Here is an 18,070-nt window from a genome sequence, read left to right on the forward strand (position 1 = left end):
AGCATCTGACGGGCAAAATTTTCACCCAACGCATTGAACGTAATAACCTGACGCTCCGCACCCGCATTAAACGGTTGGCTCGTAAAACAATCTGCTTTTCGCGCTCAGTTGAGATCCACGAAAAAGTCATTGGAGCGTTTATCGAGAAACACATGTTCTACTAATTGGAGGCATCACCAGTTAACGATATGCAACATCTTGATATTACCGTTATCCACCAGGCCCTTGACTGGCTTCAGCACCGTCCGGTCTGGTTATGCACCGTATTAAACACCTATGGCTCCGCGCCCCGTTCACCTGGCTCAATGATGGTGGCGGATGCCCGGCACCATTTTTGTGGTTCACTGTCAGGGGGATGCATTGAAGAGGACTTTTTACAGCGTATTGCCGGCGGCGAGTTTCAGGCGGCAAGCCAGGTGGTACGATATGGCGAAGGTGGCCTGACCCCTGACATTACCCTGCCTTGCGGCGGATCTCTCGATATACTTATTGAATATCTGACCCCTGACGACACCAACAGAGGGGCCTTGCAGCAAATATCCGCCGCACTGACCGGGCATTATGCGCTGGAGAAAAGCATTATCCTGCCTTACGCCTGCCAGCTTAATCCCAGCCCAGGCATTAGCGGCAGACATCAGGTGATGTACGATGAATGCACCATCAGATTATATCTTGCTGCGCCACCCCAGCTACTGATTGCCGGCTTATCCAGCGTCGCGCTGTACTGCGCCGAATTTGCCAGCGCCTTAGGATTTCATGTTGTCGTTTGCGAAAATCGCAGCGATGTACTGGACAGCTTTGCCCCGCAGCTCAAGCCTGACATTACGCTACACCGCCAGTTTCCGGCAAAATATATTGAACAAAATGGCTGTCATGCCGCTACCGCGGTCGTGGCGCTGACGCACGATCCGCGCATGGACGATTTAACCTTAATGGAGGCCATCGGCACGCCGGCGTTTTATCTGGGCGCTATGGGCTCTCAACGCAATAGCACCAGGCGATTGCAACGTCTGCAAACCATTGCCGGATTTACTCCGGCGCAGCTGGCACGGATTCATGCCCCGATTGGCCTGGCGCTGGGCAGTAAAACCCCGGCGGAAATTGCCCTTGCGGTGATGGCTGATATTGTACGATATAAAAATCACAGCCTTGCTTCCTCCCTGCCGGTGAAAAAGGGTTAAGACCATAATTATCCAGGCTAGTCACAACGCATCTTTTCCACGTGACTATTAGCGCCGTAATCACATCTGTCCACTGAGAGCGGCATTCAAATAACTTAATGAACACTAAATGATTTTTATTTTTCTCGTTAAACTTGCAGAGTAAAGGATTAATAATTCAAGCTTGCTTTTGAATAAAAAACAACCTGTAAGCCATTAACCAATTGATTATTCTGCAACTAAAATCTGATAATGATAATTTTTTACACAAAGCCCCGGTTAAAGCTTAACCCGGATTTAACTATTATTTACCAGTAAAAACTTTATTTTTTCCCGCTATTGATTTAACATCTTCTATGTCAACAAACAGACGCACAGTGCCCTGACAATATTTATTTAATTCCAGGGAATTATGCCAAAGAAAATATATTAACTGGAGATTTAAAAACATAACCAGAAAGACAATGATAAGATTAGAAACAAAAATAACATCATAAAAAATTGTCACCTGCGCATGGGTTAAACTCATTTAACTAAATAAAATCTTAACGCGCTTTATATCGGTCTCACCATATCCGTCACCGCAATCAATATATGACAAGCGCTACCATAACGAGGAGAGCAATTATGATACGGCACTGCCCTGTGTTTCCCGCCCTTTTACTGAGCGCTTTTTATGCGGCTACCGCGCAGGCGGAGGACGTTCAGGGACAAATTACGGTCAATGCCGATGTCGCAGCCAGCTGCGAAGTCGCCACCAGCGGTAGCACCACACCATTAACCGGCAACTTTGGCAAACTGACCTTTGATACCTCTTCATGGATGTCAGGTAAACCTATCGCTTCAGCACCGGATAATCTGACGATTACCTGCACCGCAGGCAACGCCCCGGTGGTCAAAATCGATCAGGGAGAAAATTATGACCCTGACGCAAAAAGCTGGCGCATGAAAAACAAAGCTGATGGCATGCTGGATTATAAATTGTTCAGCGACGCCGCGCTGGCCACGGAAATTACGCCAAACGTCGATATCAATACTAAAAAAGCCAATCCGTTTGCACTGACGCTATACGGCCAGATGCAGGCGATTCCGGCAGGCAAAGACATTCCAGCCGGCAGTTATAATGACACGCTGAACATGACCATTAGCTGGACCGGCTAAAACATCATGAGCAGGCAGCAGGATCAGTCAATGAAAAAAATAGTTTTTACCCGCAACCACAGGCCGGGCATCAGGCTGCTGAATATGATCCTGCTGCTGTGTGTAATTAATCTGAGCGAGGCAGCACAACAGTCTGTCAGCTTTAAAGTGTCACAAAAAATTGTAAATGGCTGCCAGATAACCCAGATAGATCCGATTAATTTTGGCACGCTGACAATTGCCGATATGCGTAAGGACCGTTTGCTCAGTACAGGTGAGCTGCGCATTAAGTGCACGCCTGGCGTTAACTTACAAATTTTGCTTGATGGAGGGCAGCATGCCAGCACCGCGCAGCGGCGCATGGCAACACCAGACGGTAAAGCTTATTTGCTCTATAACCTGTATCAGGATGTCGCGCGGCAAAAACCATGGCCAGTTGATTCACCCTATAAACCCACGGTCAGTGATTATGCCAATATTTCAGTGCCGTTATACGCAGAAATGATTACGCCGGCTAACGCACCCATAGCAGAAAAATATTCAGATGTTATAGGTATCACGATCAGTTATTAACTAAAAAATAATTAACGCAAGTTTAAATATAAATTATCTATTATGAAAATAACACAGGTTTGTTATCGCCTTATTGTTGTCTTTTTTTCGATTTTTACGGTAAACACAGCCTCGGCAGCAATCAATATTGCGCTATGGCCAATCAATCAACATATTAATACAGATAACGATCGTTCTGTTCTCTGGTTAAGAAACACCGGAAACGATAATGCCGACCTTTCAGTTAGAGTGTTTGCCTGGCATCAGAAAAACGGTGATAACATACTCAATGAACAGAATGATATTAACGTTGTGCCGCCTGTGGTCGGTATTCTTCCGGCAGACAGCGAATATATCCGTCTGTTTACGTTACCTGCCCGACGCCAGGCTGAAGAGCAGGCTTATCGTATTGTGATTGATGAAGTCCCGCGTCTGAACAGCCCTGAACGCAATAAAGTTGCGCTACGCATGCGTTATGTATTGCCATTGTTTGTTGCCGGCAGCCAAACGCCAAAAGGATACCAGCAGGATGGTGATGCCCTGCCCAGCCTTTACCCCAGTCTACGCTGGCATTTTGCCACACAGCACGGGAAACGCGTGATTGCCCTGCAGAATACGGGTCCGGTTCATGCCCGGTTAAGCGATATTGCGCTGGCAAATAAACAGGGTAAAACACTGCGTTTCCTGAAACGCGGACTCTATGGCTATATTCTGCCTGGTAGCACCATGTATATCAGCCTACCGGCGGATTTAACCATCAACAGCCAGCAGCAGCTGACCGCTCGCTTTTTCGATGGCGATGTAAAACCTACAACAATTAAAAGTAACTGATCTCATGGTTACCCGCGGCCTGCAGGAGAAACTATTATGAATAAGAATAAGAAGCTATTTTCTGCTTGCCTGGCTGTTAGCTTAAGCCTGTTAAGTAAAACACTGGCAGCAAAAGAATATATTAATACCTTACCTCCGCCGGAAACAATACCCAGCGGCTATATACCAGAGTATCGGGCAACATTGTATTTAAACGGCATTAAATTGCAAAATCGCATACCATTGAAAATAATCAATAGCGACATTTTTATTAATAAAGCATTTGCCAGCACGCTTTATCTTCCGAAAATTTTTTTGGCCCAGGATAATCAGGACGACATCAATCTCAGTAAAATAAACCAGATCAGTGCCAGTTACTCTACGGAGAAACACGCATTAGTGATCAACGTACCGCCTGACTGGCTTCCTGAGCAAAAAATTGAACTTAATCAGAATAGTTCACCGGTGAATTATAGCCGTACATGCGGCCTGGCGATAGATTATGATGCCTACGTTTCACGTAATCGTGTGCTGGATACCGGTTCACTTTATCTGGGGGCACGATTATTTACCGGTTCGGGCTACCTGTTTTCATCAGGCGTGGCAAATCATTACGCCCTGAGAAATGCCTATTACAACGACAATAGCTGGACACGCTATCTGTCCTATTACCGTCAGTATTTTGCCGATAATAATACTCAGCTGATTCTGGGGGACCTGATTGCTTCCGGCAGCACCTGGGATAGCAGCGTCAGAATGGGGGGTATTTCCTTCCAGAAAGATTTTCAGCTCACGCCGGATAAGAATATTTATCAGTCACCGAGTATTCGCGGTACCGCAAAGGCCCCCTCTATAGTTGATATTTTTATGGACAACAGGAAGATATCTTCTGAACCCGTTAGCAGCGGTCCTTATCAGATAAATAACATTCCCTTTATTAATGGCGCCGGCCAGGTCACCGTTGTCACAACCGACAGGCTGGGCAACAAAACTAACCAGACTATTCCGTTATATAAATCCACTACCTTACTGGCAGCCGGACTGACACAGTTCTCCGCCAATCTCGGCTATTTACGCTATGATTATGGCTATCGGGATAGTTATTATCGCAACCCCGCCTTTAGCGGTTTTCTTACCCACGGCGTTACACAATCACTGACAGACGCGTTTTTTATGCAAAGCGCGCAACATTTGCAAATGGCTGGCGCTGGCATCCGTTTTCTTGCGGCGCAATACGGTGTAATCAGCCTGACCGGCGCCGTCAGTAGCGACAACGAAGCGAGCCGGCAAAACGGCGCCAAAGGGGATATCAGTTATACATACGCGACCCGCCGCCTCAATCTATCTTATGATCATACCAGCTATTCGCGTGGTTATGCCGATCTCAGCGACTATGGTTACAACAGCTGTAATATTAATCGCAATAGCCTGCAGAGTGTTGACCAGCTCTGGCTGAGTTATCAGCCTGTCAGCAATTATACCCTCGGTTTTGGTTACTTTTTTATCCGCCCTTATCATCACAGTAACTGGAGCATGCAGAATGTTTCGCTGGCGGTACCGACCCCCCTCAGCGGCCAGCTCTCGCTGTCCCTGAGTGCCTATAACGCCAGCGGTCATGATGTGATGACCATGCTGGACTGGAGTCTGCCGCTCAGCGACTCCGCCCAGGCCCGCTTCACTAACACGCATGCGCATTCCGGAAGCCGCAATGATGTTCAGCTCTCATGGGGAGGCTATGGTCCACAACAAACCCATGCAGATATTGCCTTGTCACGTGATGAAAACGCACAGAATTATCAGCGCATGGCGATATACCACGGCACGCAGTATGCTAATTTGAATGGCGGCGTATACGGTTATCACGATAAAACCTGGTGGCTGCAGGGTAGCGGAACCGCCACCTGGATTGACCATGCGGTACAGTTTAATCCGCAGTCGCAGGGCGCGTTTGTGCTGGTGAAAACCGGTGTACCTGGTGTTCCTTACTATTACGGCGGTTCGCTTAAAGGCTATACCAACAGTCGTGGCTACGGATTTATTAATGGTATTCAGCCAGGCATGCCGGCGGAAATTGCTATCGACCCGACGCGCTTAGCGGCGCAATACCACAGCGACCGCTATCGCAGTAAAATACGGGTCTATCCGCAATCCGGTGCCGAAGTTAACTTCAGCGTCAGGACGTCATTCCCGGCACAATTCCGCTTACTCGATAACCATTTTCAGCCATTACCGGCCGGCAGCGTTATCAAAGATGAACAAAACAGTAGCAATGCCTTTGTTGGTTATAACGGCATCGGCTTTCTTTATCTTACCGATGATAAACCGACCTTGCTTACCGTCTACCGCAAAGCGGGTGAGCAGTGCAAGGTGATCATTGCGCGTAAAGATTTCACCAGCGCGAATGTCGCGCAGCCAACCTATATCTGCCGCTAAGGATGATTATGAAATATATCAATAATTTCCTGATTGCTGCCTGTTTGTTACTCAGTCATCCTTTGCTGGCAAAAGACAAAGTAAAGGGCTATGGCCTGGATTTCGCCACCCTGTGCAATATTTACTGGGCACACACCGGTATTATCAATATCAGCACCTTTGATAAATCAGGACTGGATATTGAAGACAGTGGCGAAGCCAGCGTTGAAGTCCCGCTGGATGTGTACTGTCTTGGCCGGCCAGATGAACTTTATAATACCTCGGCGTACTTTAATATGACGGTCACCAGCGTCTCGCCACCGCCGGCGAATAACGATAACAGTCTGGTACTGACCAACACCACCAACCATCCATCTTCTCCTGCGCAAGCGTCACATTATCAGCTAAAAGTCGCCGCCTGTGCCGGTATGTTACAACATGCACAACCAGGACTGTGCGTCAATACCATTGGCACCCCGACCAGCTACGTGTTACCTGCTGACGGCTCCCAAAAAGAGATTATGGACGCACTGCTTAATGACGACGGCCAGCAAGCCACGCAACAGGATAAAGCGTTCTGTAGCCAGTATCCGGAGGATTGTGCAGGAGAAATATTATGGACACATGTTGGACAAAAATATGACCATCCTTACCGGCTGTATGCCCATATTCAGGTGCCGACGCAACAGGGCATTGCCCCTGGTACCTACCAGGGAACCTATACCCTGGCACTGAACGGAAGGTTTTCTGGCGAAAAAATCTTTGGCATCGATCTGATTGATATGACCATTAACAATGTCCAGCAGCCGCTGACCTTCCAGCTGAAAGTCAGCTCCGCCTGCCAGGTCACTGCCCCTGGCGATATTACCCTGCCCGAACAGATGTTTTCCGGCCAATCCGTCAGCCAGCCAGCCACGGCTCAGGTTCGCTGCACTTTTGGTACTCCCTATACCATCAGCTTCACCGGTTCACACGATGACAGTGAAGGTATCCTGCATATGATGTCCAGCAGTGGCGCAGCTATCCCCTATCAGATAACCAATAGCAGCGGCATTCCGTGGCAGCGGGGAGAAATATTCACCGGTGACAGCGAACAGCAAGCCATTAATTTTCAGGCGACCACCCTAGCCAACGCCCCGGACCAGCCTGCCGGTGACTACAGTGATACCGTGACTATGACGGTAAATTACACCGAAGGCAGCTGAGTGCAGGTCAGCGCTCCGGTTGGCTTAGCCAGCCGGATGGAAAGCGAGCCAGTTGCGGGCCGAGCGCAGAAACCGCCGGCGCACCAAGTAATGCCAGGGTTTGTCGCAGCTCAATTGTTAAGATATCGATCACCCGACTGGCCCCTGCCTCCCCGGCTGCCGCGACGCCAAACACCCACGGTCGGGCGAGGCTGACAGCACTGGCACCGAGACAAAGTGCTTTGACCACATCAATCCCCGAACGCACGCCTCCGTCAAGAATCACATCACAGCGCCCATTAACAACGCGCACGATCTCCGGCAGCGCGCTAATAGCACTGGGCACCGAATCCAGCTGTCGCCCGCCGTGATTGCTGACGATAATACCATCCACCCCACAGGCGATCGCCATTTCGGCATCGTGGGCAGTCAGAATACCTTTGATATAGATCCTTTTTTGCCACTTTTCTCTCAGCTGGCGGAGATCCTGCCAGCTGGCAGCCAGGTTCGCCAGTTCCTTATTGATAAATTCACTTTGGCTGAGGGCACTGTTACCCTCGGCAATCCCCATAAAATTGCGAAAACCGATAGGCTCGCCGGATAAAATATCTTTCAGCCAGCGTGGCCGTCTGAGAGAATCCAGCGCCGTGCTAACAGACACTTTAGGCGGAATTGACATGCCGTTACGTAAATCCCGTAGCCGGTTGGCATTCAGCGGCACGTCAACCGTCAGCACCAGTGCCTCGCATCCCACCATTGCGGCACGCTCAATCAGATTACTCACCACCTGCTGGTTACGCCATAAATAGAGCTGAAACCACAGCGGCCCGCTGGCAACCGCAGCAATTTCTTCAATAGAGTAGGATGACGAGGTGCTGATGGTATAAGGCACACCTGCCCTGCCCGCAGCGGCAACCGCTGACAGCTCCCCGCCGTTGCCGACCACTCTGATCAAACCGGCAGGACCGAAATAAAAGGGTAAATCATAACGTTGTCCGGCATAGTGGGTACGGGTATCCTGCGCAGAGACATCCACCAGACATTGAGGTAGCAGGCTGATGCGTTCAAAATCCGCCTGATTATTTCTCAGGGTAATTTCTCCCCCGGCCCCACCGTCAACAAAATCAAAAATCACCTGTGGTACGTTTTTATGTGCCAGCAAACGGATATCGGCAATGCTGGCGCATTTCTCAATCGCGCTGCGTCGGTCACGGTCAAACAGCGCGTTAAACAGCGTACTGATAGTGGATGAAGCCATTGTTTATCCTTATGAAAGCTCCAGCTTTGTTTCGTAATTAATTAGCAGGCTGCATACCAGGTAGATAAAACCACAGACAGAGAACAAAATAAGCGCAGCAAAATAGGAGCCGGTGTAGCTGACAACAAAGCCAGTAATAAGCGGAATAATTATACCGCCGACATTAGAGAAAAAATTCATCATTCCGCCAAGAATACCCGACTGACTGCGAATGGTCAGCGTGCCCGGTAAAGACCAGTACAATCCGAGAAAACGACCAAAAAACAGGGTGGCTGCCAGCAGTGCAATTGCCAGTTCCGCACTCTGCACATAGGCGACAGACAGAATTGAACAGGAGGCAAAGGCGGCGGAAATTCCCAACAGCGAGCGCATCACCAGATTTTGCCGCATGCCGCGCGCAAGCAGTTTTTGGGTGATCCAGCCGGCCACATTTTCACCGACAAAACCACAGATATATATTAAAAATGATGCGCCAGCGAGACCTTTTATATCAAGGCCACGCGCCTGAAAAAGGTACACCGGTCCGAAAGTCAGCAAACCATAAAACAACATATTGGCCGTCATAAAACCGATGGCCATAAACCAGAATGTGGGATGTTTCAGGAAGCGTTTTACGGGCCCTTTATAGCGGCTGCTTTCACTGTCACTATCTTCCCTGCTGTTTTCTTCATTGATATAGTCCACTTCCTGCTTGTTAGCCTGCGGATGCTGTTCCGGGCGGTCGCGAATATATTTATGGATGATCCAGCCGGCACCTGCGGTAATAATAGCAACCGCAATAAAGGATTCACGCCAGCCCCCCAGCAAACTGATTAGTCCGGCCACAATCAGGCTGCCTACCGCTGCGCCCAGAGTGGAAGAAGAATCCATCAGTACCGCCCCTCTGGCGCGCTCTTTAACCGGTAACCAGCATGCTGCCAGTTTTGCCCCGGTAGGATATTGTGGCGCCTCTGCCATCCCCAGACCGAGGCGTGCCAGCAGCATCATCGTAATATTAAAAGAGAGACCGGTCAGCAGCTGACAGAGTGACCATGCTGTCACCGCCCAGGTCAGCAAGCGGCGCGGGCCAATCTTATCAACCAGCCAGCCACCGGGGATCTGAAAAAATGCATAGGTCCAGAAAAAGGCGCTGAGCAGAATACCCTGCATATTGGGAGAGATATTAAATTCCTCCACAATCAGCGGCATACCGATAGATAATGAGATCCTGTCGATATAACTCAGCGCCCCGACAAACAGCAGTAATATAAACATCCGCCAGCGGACAGTCGTCATTCTGGCGGAGACTACGTCAGTTTTTGCAACAGTATTATCCATCACCGGCTCCTCATACATTTGTGCAATATGCGAACATATGTATATTCTTACGCCGCGCCGGATGGAAGTGATCGCTCTCACACTTTGTCTTAATAGTTACTTTTTGCACTATTTAGTAATATAACTGTGATCAGTAACAACTTTATGCGCGCAGTCTGCCAGCTATAAAATGTATTCCTTTTGTTCATTTGAACATAAAAGGCCACTGACATGACATCTGTTCAGCGGACGTCACCGCTGCAGACGCCCACGCAGAACAATCCGTGCTTTGGGCTATAAAGTGCAGCGGGAGAGCGATGAAAATTGCTTATGCCAACGGCTACGAAGGGATACTGGCATCTGCGGCCAGCAACAGAAAAGCCAATGCTGCGGAAAAGGCATGCCGGCAAGCATCACGATGGTTACCCGGCCAGCGTTATAGCCGCCGGCAGACAGTCGCCACGCCGGTTAAGGGTATTGAACCATCCGATCCGTCAGTGTTTCCGTGCGGCGCTGCTGTGGTGATCAAACAATGAACGGGCATCTGGCAGGCGTTCTGCATGCTGGCGATATGTTTCAATGCTCTCATTCACTTCGCGAAGGGCGCGCTGGAGCAGCGCACGCTGCCTGGGAGAAGACGCTGCCAGCGCCATCTGGCTGAGCTGGTCGATCAGCACCTTGCTATCAACCGGCCCGCCGGACGTCAGCAGCGTCATTACCGCTTCTCCAATCAGTCTATCAATCTGTTTTTCATCTTCACTTCTGTACATAACCCCCTCTCTCATTGCCGCTAAAGCTGATCAATCCGGGTACTGCTGGCTGGATAAATAGCCTGTGACACACACTCCGGTTAACCTGCTGGCAACGTTATCGTCAGGCGTGCAGCCCTTGACACCACGCAAGGCGTCATATCGCGCTCATTCAGCGCTGGCGATCAAACAACAAACCGATAAGCGCATGATAGTGTCCCTCTTCTTCCGGCCCGCCGGCCAGTTCCAGGCGGCGCAACAGTTTAGTACAAATCGATTTCCGGTTAAGATTTCGCCCATCACGCAGAATTTCAACCACAATCTGCCCCAGCGTTTCCTGCTGTGATGGCAAACTGGCTTTGCTGAAATAGCGGGCAATAGCCTCTGCGGTACTCAGGTTATAGCCGTTCTGGCGCATCATGTTACCCCTTCAGTGTCAGGTGCAGGCGATTGTGCGTGCAAAGTTATACAATTAAAATATAGATGTACAACTAAGGAAATCAAATTTCAGGCAGGGAGGTTTTTGCATAAAGTGCTATTGTTAGCCTGCTATAAAATACACAGACAATTCTGACTATCCCTGTCAGCAGCAACCGGCTCCGGCAACACGATTGAAACCGCACTGAAGGCCAGCTGGATTACCTGCTGACCGGCCTGATATGCTGATAGCAAATTCAGACAAGTAAGAAATCAGGCAGTAAAAGCGGCACATCGTCCGGTATAACCGGATGCCAGCCGCTTGTTAGCACCGCGTCGGCAGGAATTAACCATCCGCTGAGCCGCCTGTTTTTGCTGACTGTGCCAACAGAGAACGCTGATGAGACAATCACAATCAATGTCCGCCATGGCTAAACGTCCGCTGAAATTAAGTACCACCGTCACGCTGATGGTCAGTAGTGTGATCGTGTGCGTATTGTTCAGTGCCCATCTGCTGGACTTCTGGCAGGCAGGTAACATTACCCGCAACGCGGTACAGGATAAAGCGCTGGCCGTGGCGCGTACCCTGGCGCTACAACCTGAAATACAGCAGGCGCTCAGCCAGTCACCGCAGCAGAGTCATATTCAATCAATTGCCCGCGCGGTACAGCAACACAATAATCTGCTTTTTGTGGTTATCACCAATATGCAGGGCATGCGTTACTCTCATCCAAATCCGCAGCTCATTGGCCAGCATTTTATTGGCGACGATTTAAATCCGGCGCTGGCGGGACAGGAAAATATTTCGATTAACCAGGGTGTTCTTGACCGGGCGCTGCGGGTTTTTACCCCTGTTTATAATGCACACCATCAGCAGATAGGTGTGGTAGCCGTTGGTATCTCATTAACCCAGCTGGCGGGACTGGTCAGCCAGAGTCGCTGGCGTATTGCCGGCACTATCTTATTTGGCATACTGGTGGGCGCCCTTGGCATCCTGTTTCTGGTGCGCTGGCTCAAAAACATTCTGTTTGGCCTTGAGCCCTATGAAATATCCAGCCTGTTCGAACAGCGTCAGGCCATGTTGCAATCAATGAAAGAAGGGGTGATTGCCGTTGATCAGCACGGTCAGATCACGCTGATCAACCATGCCGCCCACCAGCTGCTTCAGCCACAGGATAACCAGGATGGTACACCGCCGGATGGCCCGTCACCGCTGATTGCCAGCCTGCATAACGTGCTGGCCAGTGGTGAAGCGTTACGCGATAGGGAAATTGCCTTTAACGGACGCGTACTGTTAGCCAATACCCTGCCGGTTCGTAGTAAAGACCAGCCTATCGGCGCCATCTGTACCTTCAGGGACAAAACGGAAGTCAGCGAACTGATGCAGCGCCTCAGCGGCATGGTTAACTATATTGATGCCTTACGCGAACGCGCCCACGAATTTATGAACAAGCTGCATGTGATTCTTGGCCTGTTGCATATGAAAAATTACGCGCAGCTTGAACAGTATGTAATGACAACCGCCAGCAATTACCAGAGCGAAATCGGCGCCTTGCTTGGTAAAATTAAGCCAGCGGTCATTGCCGGTTTTATCCTGAGTAAAATGAGTCGTGCTCACGAGCAGGGGCAGCGCCTGATCCTGAGTGATGCCAGCGGGTTACCGGACGGGGCCGATGAGCGACAAACCAGTACCCTGATTACCGTGCTCGGCAACCTGATCGAGAATGCGCTGGAAGCACTGGAACACCAGCACGACGGAGAAATTCATCTGTTATTACACTACCAGAATGGCTGGCTGGCCTGTGAAGTCAGCGATGACGGGCCGGGTATCAGTGCCGAAAATCTGACCCGCATATTTCAACGCGGTTTCTCTTCAAAAGGCGATAACAGGGGCGTTGGCCTCTGGTTAGTACGCCAGCAGACAGAAAGCCTCGGAGGGACAGTGAGCGTCGAGTCAGAACCCGGTATATTTACCCAATTCTTAGTGAAACTGCCCTGGAACGGAGGCGATACAACGGCATGAGTCACGTATTAGTGGTTGACGATGATGCGATGGTTGCGGAGCTGAACCGCTGCTACATTACACAAATCTCCGGCTTCACCTGCTGTGGCGTGGCTTCGACCCTGCAGCAAGCCAGGCAATGGCTGCAAGCCCCATGCATAGTCGATCTGGTACTGCTGGATATTTACCTGCATCAGGAGAACGGACTGGATCTGCTGCCGGAAATTCGCCGCGCCAGCCACGCCATTGATGTCATAATTATCTCTTCCGCCGCTGATGCACAGGCAATTAAAACCGCCATGCACTACGGCGTGGCCGACTATCTGATTAAACCGTTCCAGTTTCCACGCTTTGAAGAGGCGCTGCTTAACTGGCGACAAAAAAAGAATCTGATTGATAACCAGCCCTATTACCAGCAAACCGAAGTCGATCGATTACTGCATGGCACAGTAGCGGCAACCAGTGACCCGCGCCGACTGCCTAAAGGGCTGACAGTACAAACTCTGCGCACGCTTTGCCAGTGGATTGATGCCCATCCTGCCTGTGAATTTTCTACCGATGAGCTGGCCAGTGAAGTTGGCATTTCGCGCGTGTCGTGCCGCAAATATCTGATCTGGCTGGCACAAAATAACATCCTGTTTACCAGTATCCATTATGGCGTGACCGGCCGGCCGGTCTACCGCTACCGTTTACAACCAGAATTTCACATATTGCTAAAACAGTATTGCCACTAAAAAAATTCCAGCCGGTAGCGCGGGTCGGTCAGTACAAAATTAAACAGCCGCTGAGAACTGCAAATAATCCGCTGATCGCGGGTCACAAAAATAGCGTCAATATCGGGGTATGCCTGCAATAGCTGGCAGCCCTGCGTGCTGCCAAGGCCATACAGCAAGGTGGTGAAAATATCACCGTCCACTGAATGTCGGGAAATAACGGTAACGCTCAGTAATTCATTATCCAGCGGATAGCCGGTTAGCGGATCAAGGATATGATGATAATCACGCCCGTCGAAAGTAAAAAAACGTTCGTATACCCCGGAGGTAACTACCGACATCTCGCGGACCCCGATAGTCCCCAGTAAGGCATCGCGCCCGGCAAAAGGGGTTTGCAAACCAACACACCAGTGCGCGTGGCCGGTTGTAGCAGGCACACCGAGAGTCTGCACGTTGCCGCCGAGATTAATCAGCGCTTCAGCTACCCCCTGTTGACGCAGATACTCCTGTACCCGATCGGCAATCCAGCCCTTGGCAATGGCACCAAGGTCGATTTCCATGCCAGGCTGGCGCAAAAATACCGACTGTGCGGCGTCATCCAGCTCGATGTCTCGCGGATCGGTTAACCGTAACAGCCGGGCAATCTCGTGGGCCGCCGGAACGCTGTTGCCCTGAAAACCGATCTTCCAGCATTTAACCAGCGGACCAATGGCAAAATTAAAGCATCCACCGGGAGTCAGACTGACCTGATGGGCCAGCTTAATCAGCTGATAAACCGGCCGGCTGACGCTAACCGCAGCGCGGCCGGCCGCCTGATTAATCGCCATGATCTGCGACGGACTGCGGTTAACGGTAAGCAGGTTTTCCAGCTGCTTTATCAGCTGAAATACCCGCCTGGCCAGCGCCTCATCTGGCTGAAACAGCTTCAGCGCTATCGGCGATCCCAGCAACACCGTTGAGTAATGATAGGCACCCGCCGTTTCAGCCATCCGTCACCTGCAGTTGATGCATTGCTCAGTGCTGCGTACGCACGGCGCTCCCGGCAGCAGCCAGCGCGTAGGCAGCCGCGTTATGCCCGGCTTTAATACCAAAAATGATGATATCCGCGACGGCATTACCGCCAATACGGTTTGCGCCGTGAATGCCCCCAACCACTTCACCCGCGGCCCAGGCACCGGGGATCACCTGTTTCTGACTATCCAGCACCGAGGTCTCAACGTTAATCGTTACGCCACCCATTGTGTGATGTACGCCGGGAGCAATGCGAATAGCGTAATAAGGCCCCTGGTTTAACGGCTGTCGTAACGCCGTTTTACGACCAAAATCGGGGTCATTTTGCTGTTCAACACACTGATTAAAGCGCGCCAGGGTGTTTTCCAGTGCCGCCGCATCCATATTGATTTTTGCTGCCAGTGCGGCCGGATCGGCCGCACTGATAACAAAACCGCGTCCAATATACTCATCCGCCGCTTTGTTATTCTGCCGGATTTGTTCATCAAAAATAATCCAGGCGCTTTTTTCCGGTAAGGCAATAATTTGTGCCGACACTTTATCGCGCGTCTCCATTTCATTGAAGAAACGTTGCCCTGCCTGGCTGACAAGAATAGCGCCACCGCCACGAATTGACTCTGAAATCAGATAGGAAGTGGTCTGTTCTACCGTCGGATGGATCTGGATTTCGCTCATATCAACGGTGCCAGCACCGATTTTCTGCAACATAGCGATGCCGCTACCGGTAGCGCCTTTATGATTGGTAGTGACAAAGCCATCCAGTTCCGGACGATACTTCACTACCATTTCGCGGTTAGCACTGAAACCGCCGGTGGCCACAATCACACTCCGGGCGTGCAGAATACGCGTGTCATTGTATTCATCCACCACTTTCACCCCGCTGACCGCGCCATTTTCAAACAAAATATCTGCCACTGAGGTTTCCAGTAGTACTTCGATGTTACGGCTATTGAGATTTTTCACCAGGCCGCTTATCAGAAAACCGCCGACCGCAGAGCGATCGGCCGGGCGATGGGTACGATCGATGCTCATTCCCCCGGTAATAGTGATATCATTCAGCTCAATACCGTGGCTGGCCAGCCACTCTATCGCCTCCGGTGCCTGTTCGACGAACGCTTTTAACAGCACCGGATTATTTTTAAATTTACCGCCTTTAAGGGTTTCATCATAAAACAGGGATTTGCTGTCTTTAATCCCTTTTAGCGCCTGAAAACGGGTTTCTGCCGCGTTCATTCCTACCGATGCTTTAATGGTATTACCGCCAATAGTGGGCATTTTTTCGATGACTGCCACGCGGGCACCATCATCACAGGCCTGAATCGCCGCCGCCAGCCCAGCGCCCCCGCTGCCCACCACCACAACATCGTAAACCACCGGTGCATTGGGATTGCCCCCTTCGTCAATCACATGCTCTTTACTGGACGTTGCCAGCGCACGTGAAACGGCTTTTTTCAGCGCTTCACTCTGGGTGGTGGCACCGGTAATGGCATCAACGTGCGGACTGTTAGCAACCAGCATACGGGCACGCAGGCTTTCAAACGTCGCGGTAAAATCAACATCAAGACTATCGTCAGGTACCAGAGAAATATCAGTAATACGGTCGGTATCCAGCGTCACATTGATTTTCAGTTTTAGCGCTTCCGCTTCAACTTTTTCCTGGAATACCCCTGCCTTATATTTACGACCGCTGCTACTCATATCGCGAATCATGGCGTCCACCAGCGAGAAGCGCCATAACGGTTCGGGGATGGTTAACGCTTCACGACGGGTACTGTCAATAAACAGTTCAAGCTGCTCATTGTTGAGAATGCGATCGGCCCAGTCCGGATAGGCAATACACGCCTTACCAATAGCCACCAGGTCATAACCATGCTGCAAGGCCAGTTCAACGTCAGCTTTGTTAACCACTCCGCCGACACCAATCACCGGCACTTTTGCCAGTGCCGGTGAGCGCTGCGCAATATATTTGTCAATCAGCGGCGTCGGGTCCTGGGTATCAACAATTGACGGACGCAATAATGCCCCGACAGAAAAGTGCACATAATCAAGCCCACGCGCCGCCAGCTTCTCTAACAGATAAAGGGTATCCTCAAAACGGATACCCGGTACTTCAATCTCTTCGGGAGAGAAGCGATAGCCAATAATAAAGGAGTCATGGGCAAAGCGGTCGGCCATCTGGTGCGTAATTTCCAGCACCGCCAGCGGAAAACGGGCGCGGTTTTCCCGGCTTCCTCCCCATTTATCGTCACGCTGATTGGAATTTGGCGAGTAAAACTGTTGAATCAGGTAGGTATTGGCTCCGTGGATCTCAACGCCATCAAAGCCGGCTTTAATGGCACGGTTAACCGCATCACCAAATTTAGTGATCATCACATCAACGTCTTCCGCACTCAGCGCCTGCGGCGTAGTTGCTCCTTCACGCGGCGCAGCAATGGCGCTGGGTGCCACCGGGGTTTTACCACCAATCAGGGCCGGCTCCACCATGCGCCCACCATGATAAATTTGCAGTATTGCCTTTGATCCTCTGGATTTAATAGCGTCAGCAATTTTTGCCAGACCCGGTATTTTGTTATCGCTGTCGATGGCAATGGCGCCGGGAAAAGCAGGCCCTTTATTGTCGATATAGCAGCATTCCACAATTACCGTACCAATACTGCCTGCGCGCACGCGGTAGTACTCCACCAGCTCACTGGTAACGGTGCCATCATAAAAGCCGGTACAGGTGGTCATCGGTGCCATCACCAGACGATTTTTCAGCACGGCCCCTTCAGGCAGGGTGAGCGGTTCCAGAATCGGCGTAATTTTACTCATTGTCAGTAACTCCAGAAAATATAAATTTTTTAAAAATCGTTATCAGACAAATATATTTCTAATTAATTATGTAGTCGGAATGATTGATATTAATATAACCATTTCCTTAATTACTTAACCGATAACTTTACTTATATAAGTTTTCTCGAAATCAGGTTATTTATTTATTATGTAATTTACTTTCACTCATCATAATTGTTATTCATATGTTATAAAAAAGCAACAGCCGTTTTAATAAACAAAAATTATTATATATCATTAAGTTATGAATTATCCATCGGCATCCCCCCTGACAGAGACGGCCATTTCAATTACTTAGGAAAATCCTTACCAGCTGACCATTACATCTGAATGTCATAATAATAAAAAAAACAAATTTTATCTGACTAATTTTATTGATCCAGATCAAATGCAGCCATTGAAGCCATCGCATCAGCCTTCCATCGGTGGCATTATTATTTTAGCTCAGAACTTTCCTGTTAAATAAACAAGACTTATCGATGTCGCGGTTCTAAAGTTGAAAAAAAGTGATGTAACAACTAAAAAAGTTAACGT

15 protein-coding genes are annotated in these 18,070 nt (G+C 49.9%); 9 read left to right on the forward strand and 6 right to left on the reverse strand.

The window, feature by feature from the left end; all coding sequences use genetic code 11:
• From BL249_RS02710 to BL249_RS02745, 7 genes are all read left to right on the forward strand, one after another.
• Positions 1-164 (forward strand): IS1 family transposase (locus BL249_RS02710; protein WP_241898819.1); only part of this gene is annotated, 164 nt, incomplete at its 5' end.
• 24 nt (positions 165-188) lie between these two features.
• Positions 189-1,181, forward strand: coding sequence for an XdhC family protein (locus tag BL249_RS02715; RefSeq protein WP_099704429.1), 993 nt, complete (start codon positions 189-191; stop codon positions 1,179-1,181).
• A 606-nt stretch (positions 1,182-1,787) separates the two neighbouring features.
• Entirely contained in the window at positions 1,788-2,321 is a 534-nt protein-coding gene (locus BL249_RS02725) for a Csu type fimbrial protein (RefSeq protein WP_158233120.1), read from the forward strand.
• A gap of 30 nt (positions 2,322-2,351) precedes the next feature.
• Entirely contained in the window at positions 2,352-2,873 is a 522-nt protein-coding gene (locus BL249_RS02730) for a Csu type fimbrial protein (RefSeq protein ID WP_158233119.1), read from the forward strand.
• A 42-nt stretch (positions 2,874-2,915) separates the two neighbouring features.
• Positions 2,916-3,683, forward strand: coding sequence for a fimbrial biogenesis chaperone (locus tag BL249_RS02735; RefSeq protein WP_099704433.1), 768 nt, complete (start codon positions 2,916-2,918; stop codon positions 3,681-3,683).
• 36 nt (positions 3,684-3,719) lie between these two features.
• Positions 3,720-6,095: a fimbria/pilus outer membrane usher protein gene (locus tag BL249_RS02740; RefSeq protein ID WP_099704434.1), complete on the forward strand. Its 2,376-nt coding sequence runs from the start codon at positions 3,720-3,722 to the stop codon at positions 6,093-6,095.
• Between the two features lie 8 nt (positions 6,096-6,103).
• On the forward strand, positions 6,104-7,279 hold the full coding sequence (locus tag BL249_RS02745; RefSeq protein ID WP_158233118.1) for a Csu type fimbrial protein: 1,176 nt from the start codon (positions 6,104-6,106) through the stop codon (positions 7,277-7,279).
• Between the two features lie 7 nt (positions 7,280-7,286).
• Here BL249_RS02745 and BL249_RS02750 read toward each other — a convergent pair whose 3' ends face one another.
• From BL249_RS02750 to ycgZ, 4 genes are all read right to left on the reverse strand, one after another.
• Positions 7,287-8,516, reverse strand: coding sequence for an alpha-hydroxy acid oxidase (locus BL249_RS02750; RefSeq protein WP_099704436.1), 1,230 nt, complete (start codon positions 8,514-8,516; stop codon positions 7,287-7,289).
• Positions 8,517-8,525: 9 nt separating this feature from the next.
• Positions 8,526-9,833 (reverse strand): MFS transporter, encoded by a 1,308-nt coding sequence (locus BL249_RS02755; RefSeq protein ID WP_099704437.1) that lies wholly within the window; start codon positions 9,831-9,833, stop codon positions 8,526-8,528.
• Between the two features lie 473 nt (positions 9,834-10,306).
• The gene (locus BL249_RS02760; RefSeq protein ID WP_099704438.1) at positions 10,307-10,582 is read right to left on the reverse strand and encodes a hypothetical protein; all 276 of its coding nucleotides are present in this window, start codon (positions 10,580-10,582) and stop codon (positions 10,307-10,309) included.
• A gap of 151 nt (positions 10,583-10,733) precedes the next feature.
• Positions 10,734-10,979 carry a regulatory protein YcgZ gene (gene ycgZ / locus BL249_RS02765; protein WP_099704439.1) on the reverse strand — a complete coding sequence of 82 codons (246 nt, stop codon included), beginning with the start codon at positions 10,977-10,979 and terminating at the stop codon, positions 10,734-10,736.
• Positions 10,980-11,378: 399 nt separating this feature from the next.
• Between ycgZ and BL249_RS02770 the strand changes: the two genes are divergently transcribed.
• Together BL249_RS02770 and dcuR are read left to right on the forward strand one after the other, a co-directional pair.
• On the forward strand, positions 11,379-13,001 hold the full coding sequence (locus BL249_RS02770; protein ID WP_099704440.1) for a sensor histidine kinase: 1,623 nt from the start codon (positions 11,379-11,381) through the stop codon (positions 12,999-13,001).
• Positions 12,998-13,714, forward strand: coding sequence for a two-component system response regulator DcuR (dcuR, locus tag BL249_RS02775; RefSeq protein ID WP_099704441.1), 717 nt, complete (start codon positions 12,998-13,000; stop codon positions 13,712-13,714). Before BL249_RS02770 ends, dcuR begins: the two co-directional genes overlap by 4 nt.
• Here dcuR and BL249_RS02780 read toward each other — a convergent pair.
• Both BL249_RS02780 and BL249_RS02785 read right to left on the reverse strand, forming a co-directional pair.
• Complete coding sequence (locus BL249_RS02780; RefSeq protein WP_099704442.1) at positions 13,711-14,682, reverse strand: FAD:protein FMN transferase; 972 nt, start codon at positions 14,680-14,682, stop codon at positions 13,711-13,713. The two genes, dcuR and BL249_RS02780, sit on opposite strands and share 4 nt — an antisense overlap.
• Positions 14,683-14,707: 25 nt before the next feature.
• Positions 14,708-17,515 (reverse strand): flavocytochrome c, encoded by a 2,808-nt coding sequence (locus BL249_RS02785; RefSeq protein ID WP_099704443.1) that lies wholly within the window; start codon positions 17,513-17,515, stop codon positions 14,708-14,710.
• Positions 17,516-18,070 lie beyond the last annotated feature (555 nt).

Source organism: Erwinia sp. OLFS4, assembly GCF_002752165.1.
In the GTDB taxonomy this organism is placed as follows: Bacteria; Pseudomonadota; Gammaproteobacteria; order Enterobacterales; family Enterobacteriaceae; genus Izhakiella.